14 protein-coding genes, 14 tRNA genes, 2 rRNA genes and 2 pseudogenes (1 of these 32 only partly in view) are annotated in these 22,982 nt (G+C 46.8%); 23 read left to right on the top strand and 9 right to left on the bottom strand.

What is annotated here, in order from left to right:
- The 16 genes from BXP28_RS15925 to BXP28_RS15850 form a co-directional block, all read left to right on the top strand.
- A 23S ribosomal RNA gene (locus BXP28_RS15925) occupies window positions 1–2,063 on the top strand (it extends 918 nt beyond the left edge of the window).
- A gap of 139 nt (window positions 2,064–2,202) precedes the next feature.
- Window positions 2,203–2,319: ribosomal RNA gene (gene rrf, locus BXP28_RS15920) — 5S ribosomal RNA — on the top strand.
- Window positions 2,320–2,363: 44 nt separating this feature from the next.
- Window positions 2,364–2,455, top strand: a tRNA-Ser gene (locus tag BXP28_RS15915).
- A gap of 9 nt (window positions 2,456–2,464) precedes the next feature.
- Window positions 2,465–2,538: transfer RNA gene (locus BXP28_RS15910), tRNA-Met, on the top strand.
- A 14-nt stretch (window positions 2,539–2,552) separates the two neighbouring features.
- Window positions 2,553–2,627, top strand: a tRNA-Glu gene (locus BXP28_RS15905).
- 6 nt (window positions 2,628–2,633) lie between these two features.
- Window positions 2,634–2,709, top strand: a tRNA-Val gene (locus BXP28_RS15900).
- 21 nt (window positions 2,710–2,730) lie between these two features.
- Window positions 2,731–2,804, top strand: a tRNA-Met gene (locus BXP28_RS15895).
- A 3-nt stretch (window positions 2,805–2,807) separates the two neighbouring features.
- Window positions 2,808–2,884 (top strand) — tRNA-Asp (locus BXP28_RS15890).
- Between the two features lie 28 nt (window positions 2,885–2,912).
- Window positions 2,913–2,988, top strand: a tRNA-His gene (locus tag BXP28_RS15885).
- A 10-nt stretch (window positions 2,989–2,998) separates the two neighbouring features.
- Window positions 2,999–3,073 (top strand) — tRNA-Gln (locus BXP28_RS15880).
- A 7-nt stretch (window positions 3,074–3,080) separates the two neighbouring features.
- Window positions 3,081–3,156: transfer RNA gene (locus tag BXP28_RS15875), tRNA-Lys, on the top strand.
- 36 nt (window positions 3,157–3,192) lie between these two features.
- Window positions 3,193–3,276, top strand: a tRNA-Leu gene (locus BXP28_RS15870).
- Between the two features lie 3 nt (window positions 3,277–3,279).
- A tRNA-Gly gene (locus tag BXP28_RS15865) sits at window positions 3,280–3,351 on the top strand.
- Between the two features lie 4 nt (window positions 3,352–3,355).
- Window positions 3,356–3,432 (top strand) — tRNA-Arg (locus tag BXP28_RS15860).
- Window positions 3,433–3,441: 9 nt separating this feature from the next.
- A tRNA-Pro gene (locus tag BXP28_RS15855) sits at window positions 3,442–3,518 on the top strand.
- Between the two features lie 9 nt (window positions 3,519–3,527).
- Window positions 3,528–3,604: transfer RNA gene (locus tag BXP28_RS15850), tRNA-Arg, on the top strand.
- Between the two features lie 581 nt (window positions 3,605–4,185).
- Here the strand turns inward: BXP28_RS15850 and BXP28_RS25245 are convergent.
- From BXP28_RS25245 to BXP28_RS15840, 3 genes are all read right to left on the bottom strand, one after another.
- Window positions 4,186–4,239, bottom strand: a complete 54-nt coding sequence (locus tag BXP28_RS25245; RefSeq protein WP_367869717.1) for a hypothetical protein — start codon at window positions 4,237–4,239, stop codon at window positions 4,186–4,188.
- A gap of 143 nt (window positions 4,240–4,382) precedes the next feature.
- On the bottom strand, window positions 4,383–7,229 hold the full coding sequence (locus BXP28_RS15845) for a DEAD/DEAH box helicase (protein WP_036655771.1): 2,847 nt from the start codon (window positions 7,227–7,229) through the stop codon (window positions 4,383–4,385).
- On the bottom strand, window positions 7,226–8,815 hold the full coding sequence (locus BXP28_RS15840) for an SWIM zinc finger family protein (RefSeq protein ID WP_023485222.1): 1,590 nt from the start codon (window positions 8,813–8,815) through the stop codon (window positions 7,226–7,228). Before BXP28_RS15840 ends, BXP28_RS15845 begins: the two co-directional genes overlap by 4 nt.
- Before the next feature lie 203 nt (window positions 8,816–9,018).
- Between BXP28_RS15840 and BXP28_RS15835 the strand changes: the two genes are divergently transcribed.
- Both BXP28_RS15835 and recQ read left to right on the top strand, forming a co-directional pair.
- Entirely contained in the window at window positions 9,019–9,309 is a 291-nt protein-coding gene (locus BXP28_RS15835) for a hypothetical protein (RefSeq protein ID WP_024095427.1), read from the top strand.
- 46 nt (window positions 9,310–9,355) lie between these two features.
- Window positions 9,356–11,148: pseudogene (gene recQ / locus BXP28_RS15830) on the top strand (DNA helicase RecQ).
- Window positions 11,149–11,152: 4 nt separating this feature from the next.
- On the opposite strand, the gene BXP28_RS15825 reads toward recQ, so the two are convergent.
- The 3 genes from BXP28_RS15825 to BXP28_RS15815 are packed head-to-tail and all read right to left on the bottom strand — an operon-like array spanning window position 11,153 to window position 13,731.
- Window positions 11,153–11,638 carry a GNAT family N-acetyltransferase gene (locus tag BXP28_RS15825; protein ID WP_024095426.1) on the bottom strand — a complete coding sequence of 162 codons (486 nt, stop codon included), beginning with the start codon at window positions 11,636–11,638 and terminating at the stop codon, window positions 11,153–11,155.
- 39 nt (window positions 11,639–11,677) lie between these two features.
- A complete protein-coding gene (locus BXP28_RS15820) occupies window positions 11,678–13,276 on the bottom strand; it encodes an MDR family MFS transporter (RefSeq protein WP_036657346.1) in 1,599 nt (532 codons plus the stop codon).
- Between the two features lie 11 nt (window positions 13,277–13,287).
- Window positions 13,288–13,731 (bottom strand): MarR family winged helix-turn-helix transcriptional regulator, encoded by a 444-nt coding sequence (locus tag BXP28_RS15815; protein WP_023485227.1) that lies wholly within the window; start codon window positions 13,729–13,731, stop codon window positions 13,288–13,290.
- 178 nt (window positions 13,732–13,909) lie between these two features.
- Here BXP28_RS15815 and BXP28_RS15810 point away from each other — a divergent pair, with 178 nt between their 5' ends.
- Together BXP28_RS15810 and BXP28_RS15805 are read left to right on the top strand one after the other, a co-directional pair.
- Window positions 13,910–14,377 carry a GNAT family N-acetyltransferase gene (locus BXP28_RS15810; protein ID WP_036655772.1) on the top strand — a complete coding sequence of 156 codons (468 nt, stop codon included), beginning with the start codon at window positions 13,910–13,912 and terminating at the stop codon, window positions 14,375–14,377.
- A gap of 52 nt (window positions 14,378–14,429) precedes the next feature.
- Window positions 14,430–14,684 (top strand): annotated as a pseudogene (locus tag BXP28_RS15805) (sulfurtransferase); the annotation flags it as partial.
- Window positions 14,685–14,907: 223 nt separating this feature from the next.
- On the opposite strand, the gene BXP28_RS15800 reads toward BXP28_RS15805, so the two are convergent.
- A complete protein-coding gene (locus BXP28_RS15800) occupies window positions 14,908–15,726 on the bottom strand; it encodes a hypothetical protein (RefSeq protein ID WP_023485229.1) in 819 nt (272 codons plus the stop codon).
- Between the two features lie 7 nt (window positions 15,727–15,733).
- On the bottom strand, window positions 15,734–17,719 hold the full coding sequence (locus tag BXP28_RS15795; RefSeq protein ID WP_023485230.1) for a M1 family metallopeptidase: 1,986 nt from the start codon (window positions 17,717–17,719) through the stop codon (window positions 15,734–15,736).
- A gap of 114 nt (window positions 17,720–17,833) precedes the next feature.
- Here BXP28_RS15795 and BXP28_RS15790 point away from each other — a divergent pair, with 114 nt between their 5' ends.
- On the top strand, window positions 17,834–18,331 hold the full coding sequence (locus tag BXP28_RS15790; RefSeq protein ID WP_023485231.1) for a YwhD family protein: 498 nt from the start codon (window positions 17,834–17,836) through the stop codon (window positions 18,329–18,331).
- A 152-nt stretch (window positions 18,332–18,483) separates the two neighbouring features.
- Here the strand turns inward: BXP28_RS15790 and BXP28_RS15785 are convergent, their stop codons facing one another.
- Entirely contained in the window at window positions 18,484–20,544 is a 2,061-nt protein-coding gene (locus BXP28_RS15785; protein ID WP_077585130.1) for a transglycosylase domain-containing protein, read from the bottom strand.
- Window positions 20,545–20,924: 380 nt separating this feature from the next.
- On the opposite strand from BXP28_RS15785, the gene speE reads away from it, so the two are divergent.
- Both speE and speB read left to right on the top strand, forming a co-directional pair.
- Entirely contained in the window at window positions 20,925–21,752 is an 828-nt protein-coding gene (speE, locus tag BXP28_RS15780) for a polyamine aminopropyltransferase (protein ID WP_023485233.1), read from the top strand.
- Window positions 21,753–21,765: 13 nt separating this feature from the next.
- A complete protein-coding gene (speB, locus tag BXP28_RS15775) occupies window positions 21,766–22,635 on the top strand; it encodes an agmatinase (protein WP_023485234.1) in 870 nt (289 codons plus the stop codon).
- Window positions 22,636–22,982: the final 347 nt, after the last annotated feature.

The raw sequence follows: 22,982 nt of genomic DNA, 5'->3' as shown, positions 1-22,982 counted from the left end.
GAAATAGCTTTAGGGCTAGCCTCGGGTTAGAGTGATGGAGGTAAAGCACTGATTGGGTGCGGGGCCCGCCAAGGGTTACCAAGTCTAGTCAAACTCTGAATGCCATCCACTCGGTGCCCGGGAGTCAGACAGTGAGTGCTAAGATCCATTGTCAAGAGGGAAACAGCCCAGATCATCAGCTAAGGTCCCCAAGTGTGTGTTAAGTGGGAAAGGATGTGGAGTTGCACAGACAACCAGGATGTTGGCTTAGAAGCAGCCACCATTTAAAGAGTGCGTAATAGCTCACTGGTCGAGTGACTCTGCGCCGAAAATGTAACGGGGCTAAATACACCACCGAAGCTATGGGTCCTAATTAAGGGCAGTAGGGGAGCGTTCCAAGCAGCATAGAAGGTTGACCGTGAGGACAGCTGGAGCGCTTGGAAGTGAGAATGCCGGTATGAGTAACGAAAAGATCAGTGAGAATCTGATCCGCCGAAAGCCTAAGGGTTCCTGAGGAAGGTTCGTCCGCTCAGGGTAAGTCGGGACCTAAGGCGAGGCCGAAAGGCGTAGTCGAAGGACAACAGGCAGAAATTCCTGTACCACCAAACACCGCTATGAGCGATGGGGTGACACAGTAGGGTAGGGACGCAAGCTGATGGAAGTGCTTGTCCAAGCAGTGAGGCTGGTGTGCAGGCAAATCCGCACACGATGAAAGCCGGGCTGTGACGGGGAGTGAAAATAGCAGTAGCGAAGGTCTTGATCTCACACTGTCAAGAAAAGCCTCTAGCCAGGTGCAGGTGCCCGTACCGCAAACCGACACAGGTAGGCGAGAAGAGAATTCTAAGGCGCGCGGAAGAACTCTCGTTAAGGAACTCGGCAAAATGACCCCGTAACTTAGGGAGAAGGGGTGCCCCGGTAGAGTGAATAGCTCGAGGGGGCCGCAGTGAATAGGCCCAAGCGACTGTTTAGCAAAAACACAGGTCTATGCGAAGCCGCAAGGCGAAGTATATGGGCTGACGCCTGCCCGGTGCTGGAAGGTTAAGGGGAGTGGTTAGGGCTTAAGGCCCGAAGCTATGAACCGAAGCCCCAGTAAACGGCGGCCGTAACTATAACGGTCCTAAGGTAGCGAAATTCCTTGTCAGGTAAATTCTGACCCGCACGAATGGCGTAACGACTTGGGCGCTGTCTCAACGAGAGATCCGGTGAAATTTTAATACCTGTGAAGATGCAGGTTACCCGCGACAAGACGGAAAGACCCCATGGAGCTTTACTGCAGCTTGATATTGGACTTTGGTACGATCTGTACAGGATAGGTGGGAGCCTAAGAAGCCGGAGCGCCAGCTTCGGTGGAGGCAGCGTTGGGATACCACTCTGATCGTATCGGAGTTCTAACCCGGGACCGTGAACCGGTTCGGGGACAGTGTCAGGTGGGCAGTTTGACTGGGGCGGTCGCCTCCTAAAGAGTAACGGAGGCGTCCCAAGGTTCCCTCAGAATGGTTGGAAATCATTCGAAGAGTGCAAAGGCAGAAGGGAGCTTGACTGCGAGACCTACAAGTCGAGCAGGGACGAAAGTCGGGCTTAGTGATCCGGTGGTACCGCATGGAAGGGCCATCGCTCAACGGATAAAAGCTACCCTGGGGATAACAGGCTTATCTCCCCCAAGAGTCCACATCGACGGGGAGGTTTGGCACCTCGATGTCGGCTCATCGCATCCTGGGGCTGAAGTAGGTCCCAAGGGTTGGGCTGTTCGCCCATTAAAGCGGTACGCGAGCTGGGTTCAGAACGTCGTGAGACAGTTCGGTCCCTATCTGTCGTGGGCGCAGGAAATTTGAGAGGAGCTGTCCTTAGTACGAGAGGACCGGGATGGACGTACCGCTGGTGTACCAGTTGTTCCGCCAGGAGCACAGCTGGGTAGCTATGTACGGAAGGGATAAGCGCTGAAAGCATCTAAGCGTGAAACCCGCCTCAAGATGAGATTTCCCAAGTAGTAAGACCCCTTGAAGACGACGAGGTAGATAGGTTGGGGGTGGAAGCGCAGCAATGCGTGGAGCTGACCAATACTAATCGGTCGAGGGCTTATCCTAAAGAAACAACTGTTCTAAGTACACTTTGCTTCGCTGCTAGTTTTCAGGGTGCAAGAGGCTGGTTCAAGCTGCATGCCTTTTCTAAGGCAGGATATTTTCTCGCAGCCTGATCGAAGCAGTAACGCTTCGAAAAATCCGGTTTGGTGACGATAGCGGAAGGGAACCACGCGTACCCATCCCGAACACGGCCGTTAAGCCTTCCAGCGCCGATGGTACTTGGACCGAAGGGTCCTGGGAGAGTAGGACGTTGCCAAGCTGTATACCTGCGGGCATATAGAACCTGCTTGGGTCATTTCTAATGGAGAGGTGTCCGAGTTGGCCGAAGGAGCACGATTGGAAATCGTGTAGGCGTCAAAAGCGTCTCGAGGGTTCGAATCCCTCTCTCTCCGCCAGTTTTATTCGGCGGCGTAGCTCAGCTGGCTAGAGCGTACGGTTCATACCCGTAAGGTCGGGGGTTCAAGCCCCTCCGCCGCTATACAATCTTAATAAGGCCCGTTGGTCAAGGGGTTAAGACACCTCCCTTTCACGGAGGTAACAGGGGTTCGAATCCCCTACGGGTCACCATTATATGGACGCTTAGCTCAGCTGGGAGAGCATCTGCCTTACAAGCAGAGGGTCGGCGGTTCGATCCCGTCAGCGTCCACCATATTCGTAATAATTAAATCGTCGCGGGGTGGAGCAGTCCGGTAGCTCGTCGGGCTCATAACCCGAAGGTCGTAGGTTCAAATCCTGCCCCCGCAATATGGAGCTGTGGTGTAGAGGCCTAACATGCCTGCCTGTCACGCAGGAGACCGCGGGTTCGAATCCCGTCAGCTCCGCCATTTACTTTACCAACCCTTTTGTCATGTGGCGGTCGTGGCGAAGTGGTTAACGCATCGGATTGTGGCTCCGACACTCGAGGGTTCGATTCCCTTCGATCGCCCCATAACTTTTTTTGGGGGTTAGCCAAGCGGTAAGGCAACGGACTTTGACTCCGTCATGCATAGGTTCGAATCCTATACCCCCAGCCACATATGAGAGCCATTAGCTCAGTTGGTAGAGCACCTGACTTTTAATCAGGGTGTCGAAGGTTCGAGTCCTTCATGGCTCACCAGTTTTACAACAAGATCAGACACAAATTTCATAATTTGCGCGTGTGGCGGAATTGGCAGACGCACTAGACTTAGGATCTAGCGTCTCTGACGTGGGGGTTCAAGTCCCTCCACGCGCACCATTTGCGGAAGTGGCTCAGGGGTAGAGCATCGCCTTGCCAAGGCGAGGGTCGCGGGTTCGAATCCCGTCTTCCGCTTCACGTGCCCTTAGCTCAGCTGGATAGAGCGTTTGACTACGAATCAAAAGGTCGGGAGTTCGAATCTCTCAGGGCACGCCATTTTTATGTCGGGATGTAGCTCAGCTTGGTAGAGCACCTGGTTTGGGACCAGGGGGTCGCATGTTCAAATCGTGTCGTCCCGACCATATATAGATGTCCCAGTAGCTCAGCTGGATAGAGCAACGGCCTTCTAAGCCGTGTGTCGGGGGTTCGAATCCCTCCTGGGACGCCAGTGATTACCGAATCTTTCATTAGCTTGTGGGCTAAGAAAGGTTTTTTTATTTTGTTCTAGTTTAAAATGGACCCCCATTTAATAAATTAGCGTGGCCTGTTTTAGTATTAACAAGCTGAGACTGTGTTTAAAGCCCCTAAAAATCCTTGAGAGTGCTTGATTTATACCATTGCCAAGCTTGTCCATATTGTCTAAAATAAGATTAGGATAAAAGGTTTTTTTCAAGAAGAATCTACTTCATCCGGTTTGTCGTGTCCATTTCTTGTGTACCGTAAGCCGGACAATTATCACCAGGTTGTATGCTTGTTTATTTTTAGAAAAGAGGAAATCCTAAATTCCACTTAAGTGCGTGATTTTCTTTTCTTTTCACGATTCGCTGTGGTAAAATACGCTTTAGTGAGGTTAAACGGAAAAAGGTTTCAGAAATTGATGGAAACATATTTGCCTTCTCTACATACGATAAAAAAGACCGTAGATGCGGGAACATCCACGGTCTAACACAATAGATTGCCTTCAAGGGTAATCAGCTTCAATCATTGGGACGAAGATAGACCTCCTTGAGCCGCAAAGTCAAGGGAGGTCTACTTCTTTTTCTGCGAAAGGATCAGGACGACTAAGCTCGCGAAGGAAATCATCAGCGTCAGTGCGTCTTTCACTTCCACAGGGCATCACCTCCTGATTTGAGGTTAGCCGACACCCTTGAAACTTACTCTATTGTATGATTATTATATCACCAAGCTGGGAAAAGTTATAGAAATTTTTTCCATATTCTGCGTTTTTACCAGTCTTTTCTTAGCGAAAGAAGCTCCTTCAGTTCATCTGTATCCAATTCAGTGATCCAATTTTCCCCTTGGCCCACAATTTGCTGGCTTAGGCCGAGCTTCTGTTCGATCATCTCGTCAATCCTCTCTTCCAGAGTTCCCAAAGTTATAAATTTATGGACCTGCACATTTCGCGTCTGACCAATCCGGTAGGCCCGGTCCGTGGCCTGGTTTTCTACGGCTGGGTTCCACCAGCGGTCAAAGTGGAACACATGGTTTGCCGCTGTCAGATTGAGTCCCGTTCCTCCTGCTTTAAGCGACAGGAGAAAAACATAACGCTGCTCATCTTCAGGTAATGTAAGATCTTGAAAGCGTGCTATCATCTTATCCCGATCTGCTTTCGAGGAACCCCCGTGCAGGAAAAGTACAGGGTGTCCAAGCTCCTGCTCCAGTACGTGCTGGAGCAGAAAACCCGTGTCCACGAATTGGGTGAAGATAAGGCATTTATCACCTTCGTCACGAAGCTCGTGAACCATTTCAACCAGACGATCAAGCTTGCCGGACCGCTGCTCCCATGGCCCGCCCGGCCGTTCTTTGAGCACGAGGGCGGGGTGATTACAAATTTGTTTTAGCTTTGTTAAAGCAGCGAGAATGATACCGCGCCGTCCCATACCGCCAGCCTGATTCAATCTGTCGAGCATATCATGGATATAGTTTTCATACAGCGAAGCTTGTTCCGCAGATAGAGTAACAAATGTTTTGACTTCGTTTTTATCGGGCAGATCCAGTTGAATAGCCGGGTCTTTCTTAATACGGCGTAATAGGAAGGGCCTAATCAGTTTTTGCACCTGATTAATGGATTTCGTATCCTGTATTCGTTCAATTGAATGAACATACCGTTGGGTAAATTCCCTTTGGGTACCCAGGTAACCGGGATTAAGGAAATCGAAGATAGACCATAGTTCCGTCAAGCGGTTCTCAATGGGGGTACCGGTCAAAGCTATCCTATGGTGCCCCTTCAGCTTACGGATCGAGGCGGCCTGTTTGGTATAGGCATTTTTGATGTTTTGTGCCTCATCCAGACAAATTGAGTCCCAATATACGGTGCTGAGTTCTTCTTCATCTAGGTGAGACAACGTATATGAGGTCAGAACCAGATCGGTTGCGGATACCGCCTGCTCAAAAGAGACCCCTTTCCGCCGGTTAGGGCCATAATGCAGATGTACATTTAGTGAAGGAGCAAACCGCTTGAGTTCCATTTGCCAATTACCCAGGACGGATGTAGGACAAATGAGAAGGGAAGGAGAGGAGAGGCCTCCGTCTTCCTTTGCTTTTAATAAGTAGCTGATCCATTGAATGGTTTTTCCAAGTCCCATATCATCGGCCAGACATCCTCCAAGCTGCAGCTGTCTAAGAAAATGCATCCAGGAAATTCCCTCCGACTGATAAGGCCGCAGAGTCCCGCGAAACCCTTTGGGAGTGGAAATACCGGGAATTGAGGCCGCATGCGTCATACGGTCGATCAGCTGGCGTAAATGGTCTGTCACCTCCACTTCAAGAAGAAGCCGCTGTTTAGTTTTATCAGCTTCCCCGGAAACAGGAACTTGGTCTTCTCCTTCAAGAAGATGAAGTTCAAGTACATCCTTCAAAGTAAGACCTTTTTGCTTCTTCATTCTTTCGACCATCTGCTCCATCTGTTCGTAAAGCCCCGGATCGATTTGTACCCAGCGACCCCTGATTTGTACGAGATTGCGCTTTTCTTCCAGTAGCCTGAGGAATTCCCCTTCGGTCAGTTCAAGGTCTTCTATAACTAGTTTCCAGTCAAACTCCATTAGCTGCTTAAGCCCAATCAGAGATTCTCTGGCGGCTCCGGCCTGGCCTTTTAGCTTAGCTCTCATACGGGGCTTTATTCTTCTAATTCGTTCCCACCATTCAGGCAAAAAGATGGAATAGCCGGCTTCTACCAACCGCAAACTCCCTTCAGTCAGAAAACGCCAGGCTTCGTCCGTAGAAAGCTGCTTTTTCAAAGAATAAGGCTTTTTATCTTCCCTTAGCCAAGGAAGCATCATTATCCATTTCTTCGTGTCTTTTTGTACCCTGATTTGATGATCAATCCATTCTTTGGGTAAAGAAATTTCTTCTATGGCAGGCTTGCCATTTTCTTCGACGGTCCGAATTATAGCAGGATTGTCACGATCCTGCAGAATAATATCAAGTTTCCAGTTATCCCGATAGGCAGGTTCATTCAGTTTAAGACAAATCCGGAAAGGGAGCCGATTCTTTTTCCATCCAATTGCCACAAGCCAATCCTCTTCATCCATCCAGGCCGTTACCGGTGAGAGGCCTTGCCGAAAGGAAAGTTGTTGTTCCAGTTCCTTAAGTACGGATTTTCTGCTTCCGTCTTGATCGATCCATTCCGGAACAAGTCGGGCCAGCCACGCAGAAGTATCTTCAAAGGAGGGTTGATGATCAGGAGACAAGTTTATTTTCCACCCCAATGTCCCTTTTTTCCACTGCTCATAGTCCGGCATAAATTGCCCTGCTTCCAAAGCCGACAGGATATGAGGAGAGATTTGGATTAATTCTTCCGTTAGAGGTCCCCATTTAAGGGGAAGGTGCCTGGCACAGGAAGGGGCCGCAAAATAATCCAATGCCTCCAATGGAGTCAGAAGGAGTCCTTTTTTCTCATGCCATTCCAAGGTTTCAATGGTTGTTCCGTAATAGGAAGGGGCATGCCAGGCAAACAAAACATTTTTAAGATCAAAAGCATCCCATATTCCGCCGCTTCCCCGTGTTCCCCAAACAAAAAAAGCTTCGGACGCCATCCACTCCGCATGGACAACAAGCGTTCCGGTATCCATCATAGCACCCATTTTCCTTTCTTGAATTCTTCTTGAAAAGCCCTCAGCCGGGCATATTTATCCGATAGAAAAGTAATATACTGCTTCCATTGAAGTTCACGCCCTAATATCCGGTAATATTCCTGGAGCTCCTTTAAAAGACGTACGGCAATCTTATAAGAGGAACGGTTTTTCTCCAGGATTGCTCTCTCAATAGATTGGTGGTACAGGGGCAGCAAAAGCGCCGGATCTGTTTCTTCTACCGCTTTTAGTTCCATAGTATACAGATTAAGCGGCGATTCCTGATTGGACAGTTGTAGATCTACCCATTGCTGGTATCGCTTTGTCTGCAGCAGGTAGCCGGTATAGTAATAAAAAGAACGCGGAAGAAGAGATTCCATCACTTCTACCCATTCCTGATCAGAACCGGTATGCTTAGCCACCTCCATCCAGTACTGACAAAGCAAGCGGAAATCATCCTGAGAAGACTTTGTCATGGACGGCTTTAACCAACGTAACCAGTCCAATAAAACATCCCATTCCTGATGGGTACGGGCTTCCTCCAAATAAAAAAAGAAGTCAGAAGCCCGCCGTTCATGAAGATTGTCCAGGATAGAACAAGCCTTTTCCCATTCCTTGCGAATGACTGAGAAGTGGGCTAAGGCAATGCATAATACATCTTCCTGCCGGGGGTTTAGGGAATGGGAAGAGATGCGCCGTTCTCCCAATTGTTCTACTTCTCTTTGTTTTCTTTCCGGCAGGGTATCTTTCCACCACAACAGCCTGTATACGTATAACCAGTCAATGGGACTATTTATTTCATTTAAAGCAAAAGGGCCTAAAATACTCAAGGTTTCGGACCATTTATTATCGGCCTTTTTTATCCATGTCTCTGCTTTGGGTTCTTTAAACAGTTTTCTGAGTTTTGAAATAATGTCTGCCGATGTAGTCCGGCAATTTTGCTCGTGATAAGCAGAGAGATAAGTTGATTTGGTTTCCTCATAAAAAGTTTCCATTTTTCTTAAGATAAACACATATACATTTATTTGGTATATGAACTGGAGTTCCGGTTCCCATTTCTCCACTTCCGGAATTAAGGTTTCCTGGACCTGTGAGGCAAAAGTGTCGAAAGACTGCTGATGGGTCACGGCGAAACCATGAAACTTGGTTTCAAACCATTCGTGCCATTCACCTATCGTTTGTCGGGAAGTGAGTTTTGCAGACCGTTCCGCTTTGCGGGCTTGCTTTAAGCTCTGCGACCGCTGCGTCCTCCGTTTCGTTTGAATAGCCTGTTTCAGTTCTTGTAAAAGCAGCTCGGGTCTGCCAAAAGAAGAATATAAGGAAAAAAGCACAGCAGCCATGTGGGAACAAGGCTTTTCCTCTGAGCATATGCATGAGCTGCCGGTTAAACGGGAGAGCGGAATATGAACCTTATAATCCTTCTGTTCCTGTACTTTAGCCTCCAGAGCTCCCTTCTCCAAGGTAAGTACTTTCACATGCCCCCGGTGAAAATGATTCCAGCCTAATTCCAAGATAGAAGGATCATAATGGAGCTGTGCCTGCTTGATCAGTTCTTTCATTCTGTTTTTGGGAATATGCAGTTTCAGCATCCGAGCTTGTACCTCCGGGTATTGCTTTTCTTCTTATCATAGTAACAGATTTTTTCCTTTCATGCCCATTTAACAGCTTCGGTTTTTATCATTCGTTTTAATCCCTTTGAGAAACAAAAGGTTCAGATTTCCACCTAAAGTATGATAAAGTGTTAAAAGATGAATCCTGTAGAGGAACGATTGAAACGGAAGGGATGTAAAAAATGGGTGTGAAATATGGAAGGGAATATACAGATATCTTATTAGATCTGATGAAACATACGGAGTCGATAAAGGAAATTTATGATTGCTTTGACATGTCCAAGCAAGAATGGGGAGCTCTTGCCGGACAGGAGCGACTGGAATGCATCCGGACTTTTGCTGATGATGTATTTTACGGCCTTGGGGCAGAACCTGTCATTGAAGTAGGACGTGGAACCGTACAATATGATTCTTCCCGCCATCTTATCCAAATCCACAGCGGCCAGGTTACTTCTATTGTCCACCTTGTTTAATCAGGAGGAAAAGTATGGCGGAACCGGTGTTCAGGGCGGCGGGAGACTGACGCTGGATCATGCCGAAGCTCTGCTTCAGCAGCTATATGGTTATACTTCCTTCCGGGAAGGGCAAAAACAGATAATTTCAAGCCTGTTGAAAGGCCGGGATACGTTGGGGATTATGCCTACGGGCGGGGGGAAGTCGATTTGCTACCAGATTCCGGCTCTGCTGCTGGATGGGCTGACTTTGGTCATATCGCCTCTCATATCATTGATGAAAGATCAGGTAGATGCTTTAACATCTCTAGGTATTGAAGCTTCTTACATTAACAGTACACTGGACGCGGCTGAGGTAGGACACCGGATACGAAGGGCTATGCAGGGCAAAATAAAACTGCTGTATATCGCTCCGGAACGTCTGGAATCAGAGCGATTCCGCTCTCTGATGCAGGGACTTGAGGTTTCCTTTATAGCGGTGGATGAAGCACACTGTGTCTCGCAGTGGGGGCACGATTTTCGGCCGAGCTATCGGGCGATTACCCCATTTATTGGACAATTAAGGCGCCGTCCGCTTGTGGCGGCTTTTACCGCAACCGCTACTAACGAGGTTACACAAGATATCGCAGGTCTGCTTGATCTTAAACGCCCGGCCATTCATATTAACGGTTTTGCCAGGAACAACCTTTCCTTGAATATACTCCGGGGAGAAAATAAACGTGACTATGTCAGCCGGTATATTCAGGAGCACAGGCTGGAATCTGGAATTATATATGCCGCAACCCGTAAAGAAGTAGATGACTTATATACCTATTTGGGGCGCAAGAGAGTTTCTGTGGGCAAATATCACGCCGGATTGTCAGACGAGGAAAGAGCGATTAGCCAAGAGGCATTTTTGTACGACGATATCCGGGTAATGATTGCTACCAATGCATTTGGAATGGGTATAGATAAATCCAATGTTCGCTATGTCATCCATTATAATATGCCCAAAAATATGGAGGCCTATTATCAAGAAGCTGGGCGTGCGGGCAGGGATGGGGAACCTAGTGAATGTGTCCTGCTTTTTAGTGCCCAGGATATTCAGACACAGAAATTTTTAATTGAACAGACCCTGACAAACCAGGAACGGAAAACAAACGAATACAAAAAGCTGCAGACGATGATCGATTACTGTTATACGACCAAGTGTCTGAGAAATTATATTTTGCATTATTTTGGAGAGACCCATGCAGTGGAAACCTGCGGCAACTGTAGTTCGTGTAAAGATGAAAGAGAAGTGGAAGATATCACGATCGAAGCCCAAAAAATATTTTCCTGCATCAAGCGGATGCAGGAGAGGTTTGGCGTAACAATGGTGGCTTCGGTTCTAAAAGGGTCGAAAAGCAAGAAGGTTCTTCAATACCGGTTTGACCGCCTTCCGACTTACGGCATTATGAATCGTCATACCGAGAAAGAGATTGTCGATTTGATCAATGTTCTGATTGCCGAAGGATCCTCCATCTGTCAGAAGGACAGTATCCGGTTGTTAAGCTTCAGATAAAAGCCGTCGACGTACTTCAGGGAAAACAGAAGGTATATCAAAAAATCTCGAAGAAAACAGAGGTTCTTCCGGCAGTGGACAATACGCTGTTTGAACAGCTAAGATTACTGCGCAGAGAATTAGCCGACAAGGAAAGAGTACCGCCGTATATCATTTTTAACGATAGCACATTGCGTGAGATGAGCGAATATGTTCCGACCACTGAAACTGAAATGCTAAAAATCAAAGGGGTAGGAGAGGTTAAGTTCAAGAAATATGGAAACCCGTTTCTGGAGCTTCTTCAGTCCTATACCTGTCAGGAAGATTCCTACGAATAACTTTCTATTTTTCCCATACCATGCAGTGCACAATAGCCGGTCCTGCCATTGTCATTCGTTCATAGGTATCCGTAATAACAAATCCGGCACGCTGATAAGTCCTGATAGCACGCTCGTTCCATTCCAACACCTCAAGATCAATTGCCTTATGAGGCTGGAATTTTCGGGCTTCTTCCGCGATGCATCTCGTAAACTCAGCACCTAAACCAAGACCGCACAAGTCCGGCCGAAGTCCCAGACCCAACCGGACCACATTTAGCATGGGAAAAAATTGGCTGAACCCGATTAATTCTTGGTTGGAATCCAGCCAGGACCGGTATTGCTGCTCGCGTATCAGAGGATCGGCGAACTCTGACTTCCGGGTCTCCATACAGCACCATGAATCAAAATTATAAATATCGTACGGGCAGGGATAACGCCAGGAACAAATTTTCCTGGTGTGCTGCTTGGTCATAGGATGCATGGACCATGTGGAGTTATCAGATATCATAGTTTTCTCCTTTACCCTTGGGGTGGATGCTCCCTGAGGCTATGCATCTTCCCCATGTTTTTTTTTGGAGCTGGGAGCGGAACCACGAAGTGGGAGTTCCTTCAGGAAAATGGTGAGCACTACGGCAATCGTTACAATAGCAGCTCCGGTAAAAAATACACCCGAAAGAGCGTAGCTCATAGCTTCTCTTACCGCGGCGATCAATTGGTCAAACACGATGTGGACATCCGCAGGTAAGGACTTACTGATATGTTTAATTTTGTCCGCATCCAGTAATGCCTGGGTATTCTCAAATACCTCCAATTTTTTGGCCGTAACCGGATCTAATTGGGAAAGCTTGTCTTTGATACCTGCCATTGTTTCCACAAGTTTTTCAGATGTCTTATGGGCCATAACGGTTCCCATAACAGATACACCGATCGTTCCTCCAATGTTCCGAAACAACTGGGAAGCAGTGGTGGCTACACCGAGTTCAGACGGCTGTACTACATTTTGTACGGTTAATGTAAAGACAGGCATACCAATCCCAAGACCAAAGCCGACTAATATCATGTAAAGTATGGCAGTTAATGTAGTAGTATGGGTTCCCATTGTTGACATGGCGAACATACCGCAAGCCATAACCGCCAGACCTAAAATAGCCTGAATTTTATATTTGCCCGTTTTGGAGATCAATTGACCGCTAAGGGTGCTTCCTGCCACAAGGCTTAGTGTCATAGGCATCGTAATATATCCGGAGTAAGTCGCGGATGTTCCCATAACCCCTTGAATAAAAGTCGGCATATACATAATGGCGCCAAACATTCCTGCTCCCATGGTAAAGGCAGCTAAATTGGATAAGGTAAATACACTGTTTTTAAACAAATGTACCGGTAATACCGGCCCTCTTGCTTTTCTTTCAATGAGGATAAAGATAAGCAAGGACACGGCCGCACCCGCAAATAGACTGATAATTTGCGCAGAACCCCAAGCATACGTAGTTCCAGCCCAGGAGAAAGCAAGAAGAAGCGGAACCATAAATAAAGTAAGGAATAGTGATCCGTAATAATCAACAGATTCTCCTTTTCGGTGGGGAACGCTTGGGAACAGGAATAAGATCATCAGGAAAGCGATAATACCAAACGGAAGGAATACCCAGAAGACCCAATGCCAGTCGGCATGATCCACAATGTAGCCACCGAGTGTAGGGCCGAATACGCTGGAAAGGCCAAAAACTGCACTAAGCAGACCTTGCCAGCGGCCCCGTTCCCGGGGTGAGAATAAGTCCCCTACTGCTGTAAACGAGGTAGACATGATCATCCCTGCCCCAATTCCCTGAATAGCACGGTAGGTGATGAGGTGGAAAATGGTGGATGAAGTTCCGGACAAGAAGGCTCCTGTGACGAAAACTCCAATACCTATCAGAATAAAGGGTTTACGTCCGTATAAATCTGATAAACGCCCAACTAAGATTGTCGTTATGCTGGACGTCAGCATATAAATAGTAAAAACCCAACTGTAGTATTCCATTCCTCCAAGTGTAGCAATAATCTTTGGTAAAGCCGTTGAAACAATTGTCTGGTTGATGGAGGCAAATAACAGAGCCGCCATGATGGCAATCATAATCGTAACTTTTCTTTTTTTATCCAGATGTTCCATAAATGTATGCATTACTCCTTTGAATCAATTTCTTCTAAATTCGTAAGCATGTGCGAGAACAAGCGGGTCAGGTTTTCACGATCTTCTTCCGTAAAATCCTTAAACAAACATTCGATAATCCGGTTCCGCTGTTTTTTTACTTCCTCCATAATTTTCTGCCCTTGGGAAGTGATTTCCATAAACACAACTCTTCTGTCCTGTTCATCGCGGGTACGGGTAGACAGCCCGGATTTGATCAGCTTGTCGCAGTTTCCGGTTACTGCTCCACAGGTAATATGAAGGGCCTCAGCCAGGTCTGAGACCTTTTGGGGTCCTTCGGAGAAAAGCCGGTCTAATATAAGGAACTGAGTTCGGGATATGTCGCTGTCCACATTTTTTTTCCAGGTGTAGGACAATTTTTTGAGCACGAGCCTGAACACATCCTCCAGCTTCAGTAATTCTTGTCGTTGTGGCATAGTGATAGCTCCTTTTAGGTTACAAAATAATGTACTACAGAATATTTTAGAACTAAACTAAAATGTAGTATACTTGGTTTAATAATAATCGTCAATGGATGATGGGAATGCATGTTCTTGTTTGTTTTCGTCTAAACTCTCCTAAGGAAATACTTCAACTCAAAGGAGGATGGTGGTCATGGCCAGAATTTGGATTCGCCCTACGGAAGAACAAGATCGGGAACAGATCAGAAAGCTGATGATCTCGTATATTTTTGATTTTTATCAATATCCGAAACCTGAGGAAACCAAGCTGGATGCATTGATTGACCTGTTGCTAGAACAGAGGGAAGGCATTCAATTTGTTGCCAGAGAAGAAGAACTAGTGGGTTTTGCCACCCTGTATTTTACATACAGTACACTGCGAGCCTCAAAAATTGTTCTCCTGAATGATTTGTTCGTCAAAGAGAACAGGAGAGGGTGCGGCATCGGCACCAAATTATTCAATACCTGCTATCAATATGCTGCCCAACATGGTTATCCGTCTATGACACTGGAGACTCATAAACAAAATATAAACGCCCAGAAATTTTATGAAAAAATGGGAGCCGAAAGGGATGAATGGTATATTTATTGGATCAAGCCTATGCTTGGAGTAGGGGACTGATCAATTGAAAATGGGGAGGATGCGAAATTATGAACAAAAATATTGTTGCTTTGGACCCATTAACCGGTTTTGGAAAGAGAATCTGAATGAAGATAATAGCTGGAAAACGCCTGAGGAATTGCGGGAACGTTTTTCAGATATCCCCTTGGAGGATGAGGTCATCGTCTACTGTGGTTCAGGGGTAACTGCTTGTCCTAATGTGCTTGCTCTGATGGAAACGGGTCATTCCAAGGTCAAACTTTACGCCGGAAGCTGGAGTGACTGGATTTCTTACGCTTATAATCCGGTTGCTGCGGGTGACGGGTAAAGATCCGAGAGACCTGTGTCGGACGGAATTTTTGGGTAAAAAGCTTCTCTTCGTTTTCTAAAAAGAGCAGTTGGAAGTGATTTGCTTCAGTTTTGTTATCGTTGGGAAAGCTTGTGTTGATCTAATACGTATTTTAACGATAGAAAAGGCTGTCCGCGCGGGCAGCCTTTTCAAGAAACTAATCTATTATCGTAATCACGCGTTACAGGAAAAGGGAAAGTGTCTAATCCAGCAGCTTTTCCTTCCATAATTCATGCTGAGCCGTAACAGCCCAGACACCTGTAAACAGTCTGATCAGGGTTAGCGCCTGGTAGACAATCAATGCGGTTAATCCTGCCCATACATAGGAAGCGGTCCATTCGGCTGCCGTTACTGCCAAACTGATGATCAAAATACAGAATGCGGTGATAATCATCGGCAGAAGAGACCGCAGCATGATGCCGAATCTTTTGAGAAAAGGAACACGGTGGGCATGGCCAAACTGTAAGTACATAAAACCCAATTGAAGCAAATAACCGAAAGCAAGATAGCCAATGGCCCAGGGCAGCAGGTCAATCAGGAAACTTTTGTAGCTGCCTGCATGGTTGAAGAGACTTGCCGCTTTTTTAATCAAAAAATAAAGCGGGGTCAAGAGGAGCAACATTTGAAGAAGATAGTAACCCAGGAACGGCAGAATTAAGGTTTTAATCCCTTTGACAAACCGGTAACCCGCATTGAGTTCCGTATGAACAAGTGAATAATATAGACCAGCATTCAATAGAGGGGTGATGAACAGGCGGATCGCCATAAGACCTAAAAGCCACCAGACATAAGGGAGGACGAGATCCGTTTTGACTAACTGGAAATGCGCTTCTGCCCAAAACAGCTGCTGAAAGGCTGCGCCCTGATCTTCCCCCGGATACCTGTGCAGGAGGGGGACCAGTACGGACTGGATACATTTATACAAGAAGACTCCCCAGCCAAATTGATACAAAAACAGAATCGTGACGGCGAAAGGCTGGCGGGCTGCCGAGCCCAGACCTTTTTTCAAATAGCTCAGCATCGGTAACTCACCACCCCACCCATTTTAGAATTCCGTTTATTATTTCTGTAATGCCCAGATTCCAGCGGACTTTTGCTTTGTCATTCACATTGGTTTGCCAGTAGTTGTTCATATGCTTATTTTCCAGCACCAGCGAGTGGTCAGGATCGACTCTTACCCAATCCACAGGGGCTGAGTGCGATAATTTGTACTCGATTCTTTCGTCTTTGCCATCCCATGCCTTGTCTATGCTCGTACCATCTGTAAAGTGAAAACGAATAGGAACTGAGGGGACTGTACCCCCAAGCTTACGTATGATTACACTGCTTTCGTAGACGGTACCCCCGTCTTTTTGGGAAGATTGTACCTGGACAGATTCAACAGCGTAGTTAGACATGAGGCCACCGTAAACATACTGCTTAAAGAAATCGTCCCATCCGTTTTTGGTCACTTCTTCAACTACCTGCTGGAAATCGCTTGATGTGGGATGTTTAAATTTCCATTTAGTAAAATACTGCTTCAGTATGCGGTCCATAGTTTTCTGGCCTACCTGATTTTCAATAGCCTTAAGTACCAGCTTGGCTCGCGTATAAACGTTATCTGCGTATTCCCCGTCATTCCGGTATTCCCAGGAGTTTTGTTTCAAGGGTGCTGGAGAAGTGATATAGCTGGATTCTAATGGAAGATCGGGCGATACGCCGTACTCGACCTCCATGAAACGGTCTTCCGTATAGGAGGTTAATCCTTCGTCCAGCCAAGCTTCTTCAAATTCATTGGTAGCGACCAATCCGTACCAGAATTGATGACCGATCTCATGCGCAAGTACCCGTTCGAGTTCGGGTCCGGGCTTGTCATCGGAAGCACCCCACGCGGTAATCAGGGTTGGATACTCCATCCCTCCTGCTCCGTTACCGTCTTCCGGCGGTACCACGACGGATAAGGTGGAATACGGGTAGGTACCGTACCACTGGCTATATCGGCTAAGTGCTTTTTTAGCCGCACTCATATACCTGGTTTTGAGGGGTTCATGTTTCGGGTCCAGATAAAGCTTGATTTTCACACCGGGAATATTAGCCCCTGAAAAGGGCTCTTCTACGTATACAAAGTTGGGTGAAGCAGACCAGGCAAAGTCATGGACATCATCGGCATAGAATTGATACGTTTTGGTTTGGCCGTCATCCAATCGTTTGGTAGGAAATCCGGTTGCTGCCACCACGTAGGAAGAAGGAACTTTGATTTTTACATCGTATGTGCCAAAGTCGGCATAGAATTCCGAGTTGCCGTGGTATTGATGGAGATTCCAGCCATCGGCAGTCCGTCCCCGGGTTTCCGCCGGTTCGTAGACAGCCACTTTAGGAAACCATTGGCCCGCCATTACGAAATCGCCTGCCGTTCCCATACGGGCAAACACGGCGGGCAGCTTGACCAAAAACTGAGTGCGCAGAGTCACCTTCTCACCGGGACCTACGGGTTCATTCAAAGGAATTTTGACCAGGGTGCGATCCTCCCTGTTGCCGTCATCAGGCTGGACGTATTGAATACGGGGCAGAAGGTCCTCTCCATTTTCTGTCCTTATAGAGAGCAGGTCCATACTACCAAAGCTGTTTTCTTTCACTTTGTCTTGTCTAAGTTTCCCTCCGGATTCTGTCATGAAAGTCGTTTTCATGGATGAAAAAGCATTTGGATAAAGGTGCATGTACAATTCCCGGACCGGCTGAGTGCCCGGATTTTTCCAGGTAAACACCTGCTGCCCGTTCAGCTCTTTCCGGTCAACGGCATAGTCTACTGACATGTGGTACTCAATGACCCGTTTGCTGAGGGGTTTATGAGCCGTTTCCGCGGGAGGTACCACAGGAGTCTCCTCAGCTGTGGGTATACTTTTGGAGGGCTGGAAACTGGGCTGTTCAGACTCCATATTCGGGAAAAGCCAAAGTCTTGTTCCTCCGACTGTAAGCACAACAAGCAGGAGAACCAGTATCCATTGAATGATTCGATTAGCTAACAAGTGTTTCATTTTTTCACCCCGCTGACAAGCATCTACAGCATGTATATGTTTGCAAGAAGGGGAATATTAGCTAAAATAATAGGAAGAGCTAGATAATTTTCTGCATGACGGGAAGGTGTGCATATGGAACTGAATAAAGGCAGCAAGCTGAACGCATTAAATATTGTTAGTTCGAATATCAATCATAAGGGGTTTGGAGCAGGTTCCATTAATTTAAGTAACGTTTCCAGCATCATCATTGATGGGGAGGAAGCTTACTTGGATATGGGGGCGCTGCATGCCAAAAGCAAGGTGGAAAAACGTATTAAGTTCTCCCCGAACAAAGAAGATGTGCCGAATGGCCGCACTTGCTGGATAGTATGGGTGGCTGTGGACCGGAACCCTGAAGGTACGTATTATGCAGGGCTAACGGCTTGTGAAATGCTGATTGATGAAGAGGCATGCAGAGGGTGGAAGATTCTTCCCGACCACGTTAACCGTATGGATGCTGCCATGAAGCGCAAAATTATGCTGGATGGTCTGAATGAGAAGGAGAGGGCGGCCTTGCGCCAATTGCTTATGGAGCATAATAAGGAATGGTGGGACCGTTCAGATAACTCCTTAAAAGAGGCATTAAAGTAAATTATGTCCATTATGTGTCATCCATTGTTAGGCTCCGGATAACAGAGTATACTATTATTTAGTATATGTTGCCAACATATGCTAGGACAGTAAAAAGGCAGGCTAAGATATTCTTAGCGCTGCCTTTTTGCGTCCCCTGTTTACCTGTCTGGTTAATCTCCGTTCCACCAGCGTTTAAACTGACTCCACCAGGAGTCCCCGCCGCCTTCTTTTCCTTTGTCCGATTTGTTCGTACAGTACTGTTTCGGTTCTGTTCCGGCAATAAAGGCCTGCTCATGAGAGTTTGGACAATCGGAATTGGAGAGCAGTCCACTTTCTTTATCCAGCTGAACGATCGTAACTCCATCCGGTACCTCGAAGCTTTTGGGCGGAACTGATTCAAGAACCTCTTCCGTGAATTCGGCGAAGATTGGAGAGGCCAGATGAGATTCCACTGAATTAATTGCCCTGTCTTTGTCATACCCGACCCAAACGGCTGTAGCTAATTCAGGTGTAAATCCGACCATCCAGGCGTCGTGATCTGTAGTGCCTGTTTTACCGGCTACCGGCCTCTTGATCATTTTTGCAACACGGCTCCCGGTTCCTCCTTGTTCAAATACACTTTCCATAAGCTGTGTCAGCACATAGCTTGGTCCGGGATCTGCAATTCTTTCGCTTTTAGGTTTTGCTTCATATAGGACTTTTCCGGACATATCCTCAATTTTAGTTATGGCTGTCGGTTCCATCCTTACTCCCTGATTCGCTATGGCAGAGAAAGCCGAAGCCATCTCGAAAGGACTGACCGGATACGTACCCAGTGCCAGAGAAGGCAGGGGCTTCATGTCGCTGGTAATACCCATTTTGCGTGCTTTATTAATGACCTTGTCCGGCCCCACTTCCAGAATCGTATGAACCGCGTAAATATTATCCGAATGGGCAACGGCTTCCCGCATATCGATACTCCCGAAAAACTGATTGTTAAAATTGCCGGGTGCGTAGGTCTGCCTCCCATTATCGTACTTGAATGTGGTCGGTTCACTTGTATAGTGAGTCGCCGGGGAAATCCCCTGTTCAATAGCTGTCAGGTAAACGAACGGTTTAAAAGAGGAGCCCGGCTGCCTGGTAGAGGCGAATACCCGGTTAAACTGGTTCTCTTTATAATTCCGCCCTCCTACCATCGCCTTAATATAGCCCGTACGGGGATCTATTGCCACAAGAGCTGTCTGAAGGTCCCCGTTTTTGCCAAGATTTTTGGCAATGACATCTTCCGCCGCCTTTTGAGCCTTGGTATCGAGGGTAGTATAGATTTTAAAACCGCCCAGTTCGAATTCTTCTTCGGGCATATCCAGCTTTTCCATAGCTATGGATTTGATATAATCCCGAAAGTAAGGGGCCGGATTAGCTTCATTTTCCTCTTGCGGACGAATCGAAATATGCTCCTCTTTGGCTTTGTCCGCCTCTTCCTGGGTTATGGAACCGGTGTTGACCATCGTGCTGAGTACCACTTTTTGCCGTTCAGTCGCATTCTTCATATCCGCATAAGGTGAATAGTATTTAGGCCCTTTGGGAATGCCCGCAAGAAGGGCACTTTCGGCCAGAGTGAGGTCCTTAGCATGTTTGCCGAAATACATCTGGGCAGCTGCCTCAGCTCCATAAGCGCCATGGCCGTAGTAAATCTGGTTTAAATACTTCTCAAGGATTTCCTCTTTGGACATATGCAGCTCCATCTGAACGGCGTAGACTGACTCCTTGATTTTACGGGTCCATGTTTTTTCATGGGACAAATACAGATTACGGGCAAGCTGCTGTGTGATCGTTCCGCCTCCCTGGACTTTGGACATGTGCTTAATATTCACGATAACTGCCCGTGCGATTGCTTTCGGGTCCACTCCCATATGATCGTAAAAATGCTGGTCTTCAATGGATAATGTAGCATTGGCAAGATAAGAGGAGATGTCCTTAAGAGGGACCACCTGCCGGTTTTGTCCCGAATTAATCGTATCTACTTTGTTGCCTTTGGAGTCATACATCTCTGAAGTCTGGGATACCTTGGTTACTGGCAAATCTTTCACTTTCAAATAAAAAAGAAGCGCTCCGGCACAAAGACTGGCCAGAATAAAGCAGGTAAACAAGAAAGTGAGCGTTCGTTTCAAACGGCTTGCACGCCGGGCACGTTTGGCATGCTTACCGAGCCGGCTCATATTGGATGAATTCGGTTGCTTGGGATCTGCCATAAGAACACTCCTTTCCATAAAAATCAATGATGAACGGCCGTGCATAATAGATTTATTTTACCAGTATGGATAAGGAAAGACAGAGCTATTCAATGTATGGTCCGGAAAAAAGAAATTTTTTATACCAAATCGGATAAAAATGATGCCGGCAAAATCTTTGCTTTTGGAACTTAATCTACTATAATACATTTTATGCATGAATGAACATTAGCATTTGGGTAAACCCCTTAACAGAAGATGCGGGACATGCATGATTAGCCAAAGATGTGGTATAAGACGGACAGATATATGTTCATACGAAGCAGTTCTACAAATGGCTTCATAGTCACGTCTTGTATACGGCATGTAATGGAAATATCCCAGGAAAAGAGGTTATGACAATGGATTTATGGTACACGGAGAAACAAACGGACAACTTCGGTATTACGGCGAAAATTAAGGAAAGCCTTGTGCGCGAGCAGACGGACTTTCAAGATTTGGCCATCATTGATACCTTGGAATGGGGACGTATGCTGGTGCTAGACGGTATGGTGATGACGACGGTGAAAGATGAGTTCGTTTATCACGAAATGGTAGCGCATCCTGCATTGTGCACCCACCCTAATCCCCGGCATGTACTGGTGGTTGGCGGTGGAGACGGGGGTGTGATCCGCGAAGTACTGAAACATCCTCAAGTGGAAAAAGCGGTATTGGTCGATATTGACGGAAAAGTAATTGAATACTCCAAGAAGTACTTACCCGAGATTGCAGGAGAATTGGACAACCCTCGTGTAGAAGTAATCGTCAATGACGGTTATATGCATATTCATGATAATAAGAATGCTTACGATGTAATTATGGTAGATTCAACCGAACCGGTTGGACCTGCTGTGGAGCTGTTCACCAAAGGATTTTATCAGGGAATTTATGATGCGTTAAAAGAAGACGGCATTTTTGTGGCACAAACGGACAATCCATGGTTTAAAGCCGATTTGATCCAAAATGTGAACAAAGATGTAAAGGAAATTTTCCCTATTGTCCGTGTATACGGAGCGAATATTCCTACTTACCCGAGCGGCCTTTGGACATTTACAATGGGCAGCAAAACTTATGACCCGCTTGAAGTGGATGAAAACAGCATTCCAGAGATGGAAACCAAGTATTATACACCAAGATTGCATAAAGCGGCTTTCGTTCTTCCTAAATTCGTGGAAGATTTGGTGAAGTAGGGGGAGACGGAACATGAAGTTAGATCAGGCATACTCCGGTAATGTCTTCATTGCCAGTTCGGAAAATTATGAAGAGTCCAAGGCTGTTATCTATGGAATGCCAATGGACTATACGGTCAGCTTCCGGCCTGGCTCCAGGTTTGGCCCGGCTCGCATCCGGGAGGTATCCATCGGTCTGGAAGAATACAGTCCATACTTGGATAAAAGTTTAGAAGATATAACTTATTTTGACGCTGGGGATTTGCTGCTACCCTTCGGAAATGCAGCACGAAGTCTTGACCTGATTGGTGATTATGTCCGCGGGCTTCTGGCGGACGGCAAATTTCCTATTGGACTTGGCGGGGAACATCTTGTATCGTGGCCGGTGATTCGGGAGGTTTATAAGCAGTATCCGGATCTAGCCCTGATTCATATCGACGCCCACGCGGATTTAAGAGAACAGTATGAAGGCGAACCGCTTTCCCACTCTACTCCGATCCGCAAAGCTGCCGAATTAATTGGAGGCAAGAATGTGTACCAATTCGGTATCCGCTCCGGTACGCGGGAGGAATTTGCTTATGCGCGCGAAAACCTGAACTTCTACCCCTTTGAAGTGTTGGAACCGTTGAAACAGGTACTGCCTGAACTGGAGGGTCGTCCCGTCTATGTTACCATCGATATCGATGTCTTGGACCCATCTGCTGCTCCAGGTACGGGAACGGCAGAAGCTGGGGGCATCACGTCGAAAGAACTGTTGGGTGCCATTCATGCGATTGCCGCTTCGGAACTGAATGTGGTTGGAGCGGATGTAGTAGAGGTCGCACCGATCTATGATCCAACGGAACAAACCCAAATTGCAGCGGCCAAACTGATCCGGGAGATTCTGCTCGGATTTGTGAATTAACCATCCTGCATACAAGACGCATATGGAAGGGCTGTCCCGGAAATGAACAGCTCCCGTCAAGTAGACAGAAATAAAATAAAAAATCTATGCAGCCTTAGTTCGAACTTCCATCGGACTGAGGCTGTTTTCGACATGAGTTTAGTACTGCTATGACCATTATACTGTTCATCGTGTGAGTTGAGTTGATATAACTTGTAATACTGGAAGAAATCATACTGGATTTCTGAATGAAGGGGAGAGTGATGCAAGGGATCCGGCCAACTCTCCTTAAATACGGTTTATCAATTGAAGTGAAGGCTGTGATTGAATTTCCGGACGCTATACTATACACTAAAATCTAAAAGACG

This window comes from Paenibacillus larvae subsp. larvae (assembly GCF_002003265.1).
GTDB lineage: Bacteria > Bacillota > Bacilli > Paenibacillales > NBRC-103111 > Paenibacillus_H > Paenibacillus_H larvae.
Note: the sequence above shows the minus strand (reverse complement) of the source record. Positions and strands in the feature narration are given on the sequence as shown.

Bases quoted from the DNA above. Each gene is read 5' to 3' on its own strand.
- BXP28_RS15785 (WP_077585130.1), bottom strand. From the start codon at position 20,544: ATGGCAGATCCCAAGCAACCGAATTCATCCAATATGAGCCGGCTCGGT.
- BXP28_RS15825 (WP_024095426.1), bottom strand. From the start codon at position 11,638: ATGATATCTGATAACTCCACATGGTCCATGCATCCTATGACCAAGCAG.
- BXP28_RS15795 (WP_023485230.1), bottom strand. From the start codon at position 17,719: ATGAAACACTTGTTAGCTAATCGAATCATTCAATGGATACTGGTTCTC.
- BXP28_RS15810 (WP_036655772.1), top strand. From the start codon at position 13,910: ATGGCCAGAATTTGGATTCGCCCTACGGAAGAACAAGATCGGGAACAG.
- speE (WP_023485233.1), top strand. From the start codon at position 20,925: ATGGATTTATGGTACACGGAGAAACAAACGGACAACTTCGGTATTACG.
- BXP28_RS15815 (WP_023485227.1), bottom strand. From the start codon at position 13,731: ATGCCACAACGACAAGAATTACTGAAGCTGGAGGATGTGTTCAGGCTC.
- speB (WP_023485234.1), top strand. From the start codon at position 21,766: ATGAAGTTAGATCAGGCATACTCCGGTAATGTCTTCATTGCCAGTTCG.
- BXP28_RS15820 (WP_036657346.1), bottom strand. From the start codon at position 13,276: ATGGAACATCTGGATAAAAAAAGAAAAGTTACGATTATGATTGCCATC.
- BXP28_RS15835 (WP_024095427.1), top strand. From the start codon at position 9,019: ATGGGTGTGAAATATGGAAGGGAATATACAGATATCTTATTAGATCTG.
- BXP28_RS15840 (WP_023485222.1), bottom strand. From the start codon at position 8,815: ATGCTGAAACTGCATATTCCCAAAAACAGAATGAAAGAACTGATCAAG.
- BXP28_RS15800 (WP_023485229.1), bottom strand. From the start codon at position 15,726: ATGCTGAGCTATTTGAAAAAAGGTCTGGGCTCGGCAGCCCGCCAGCCT.
- BXP28_RS15790 (WP_023485231.1), top strand. From the start codon at position 17,834: ATGGAACTGAATAAAGGCAGCAAGCTGAACGCATTAAATATTGTTAGT.
- BXP28_RS15845 (WP_036655771.1), bottom strand. From the start codon at position 7,229: ATGATGGATACCGGAACGCTTGTTGTCCATGCGGAGTGGATGGCGTCC.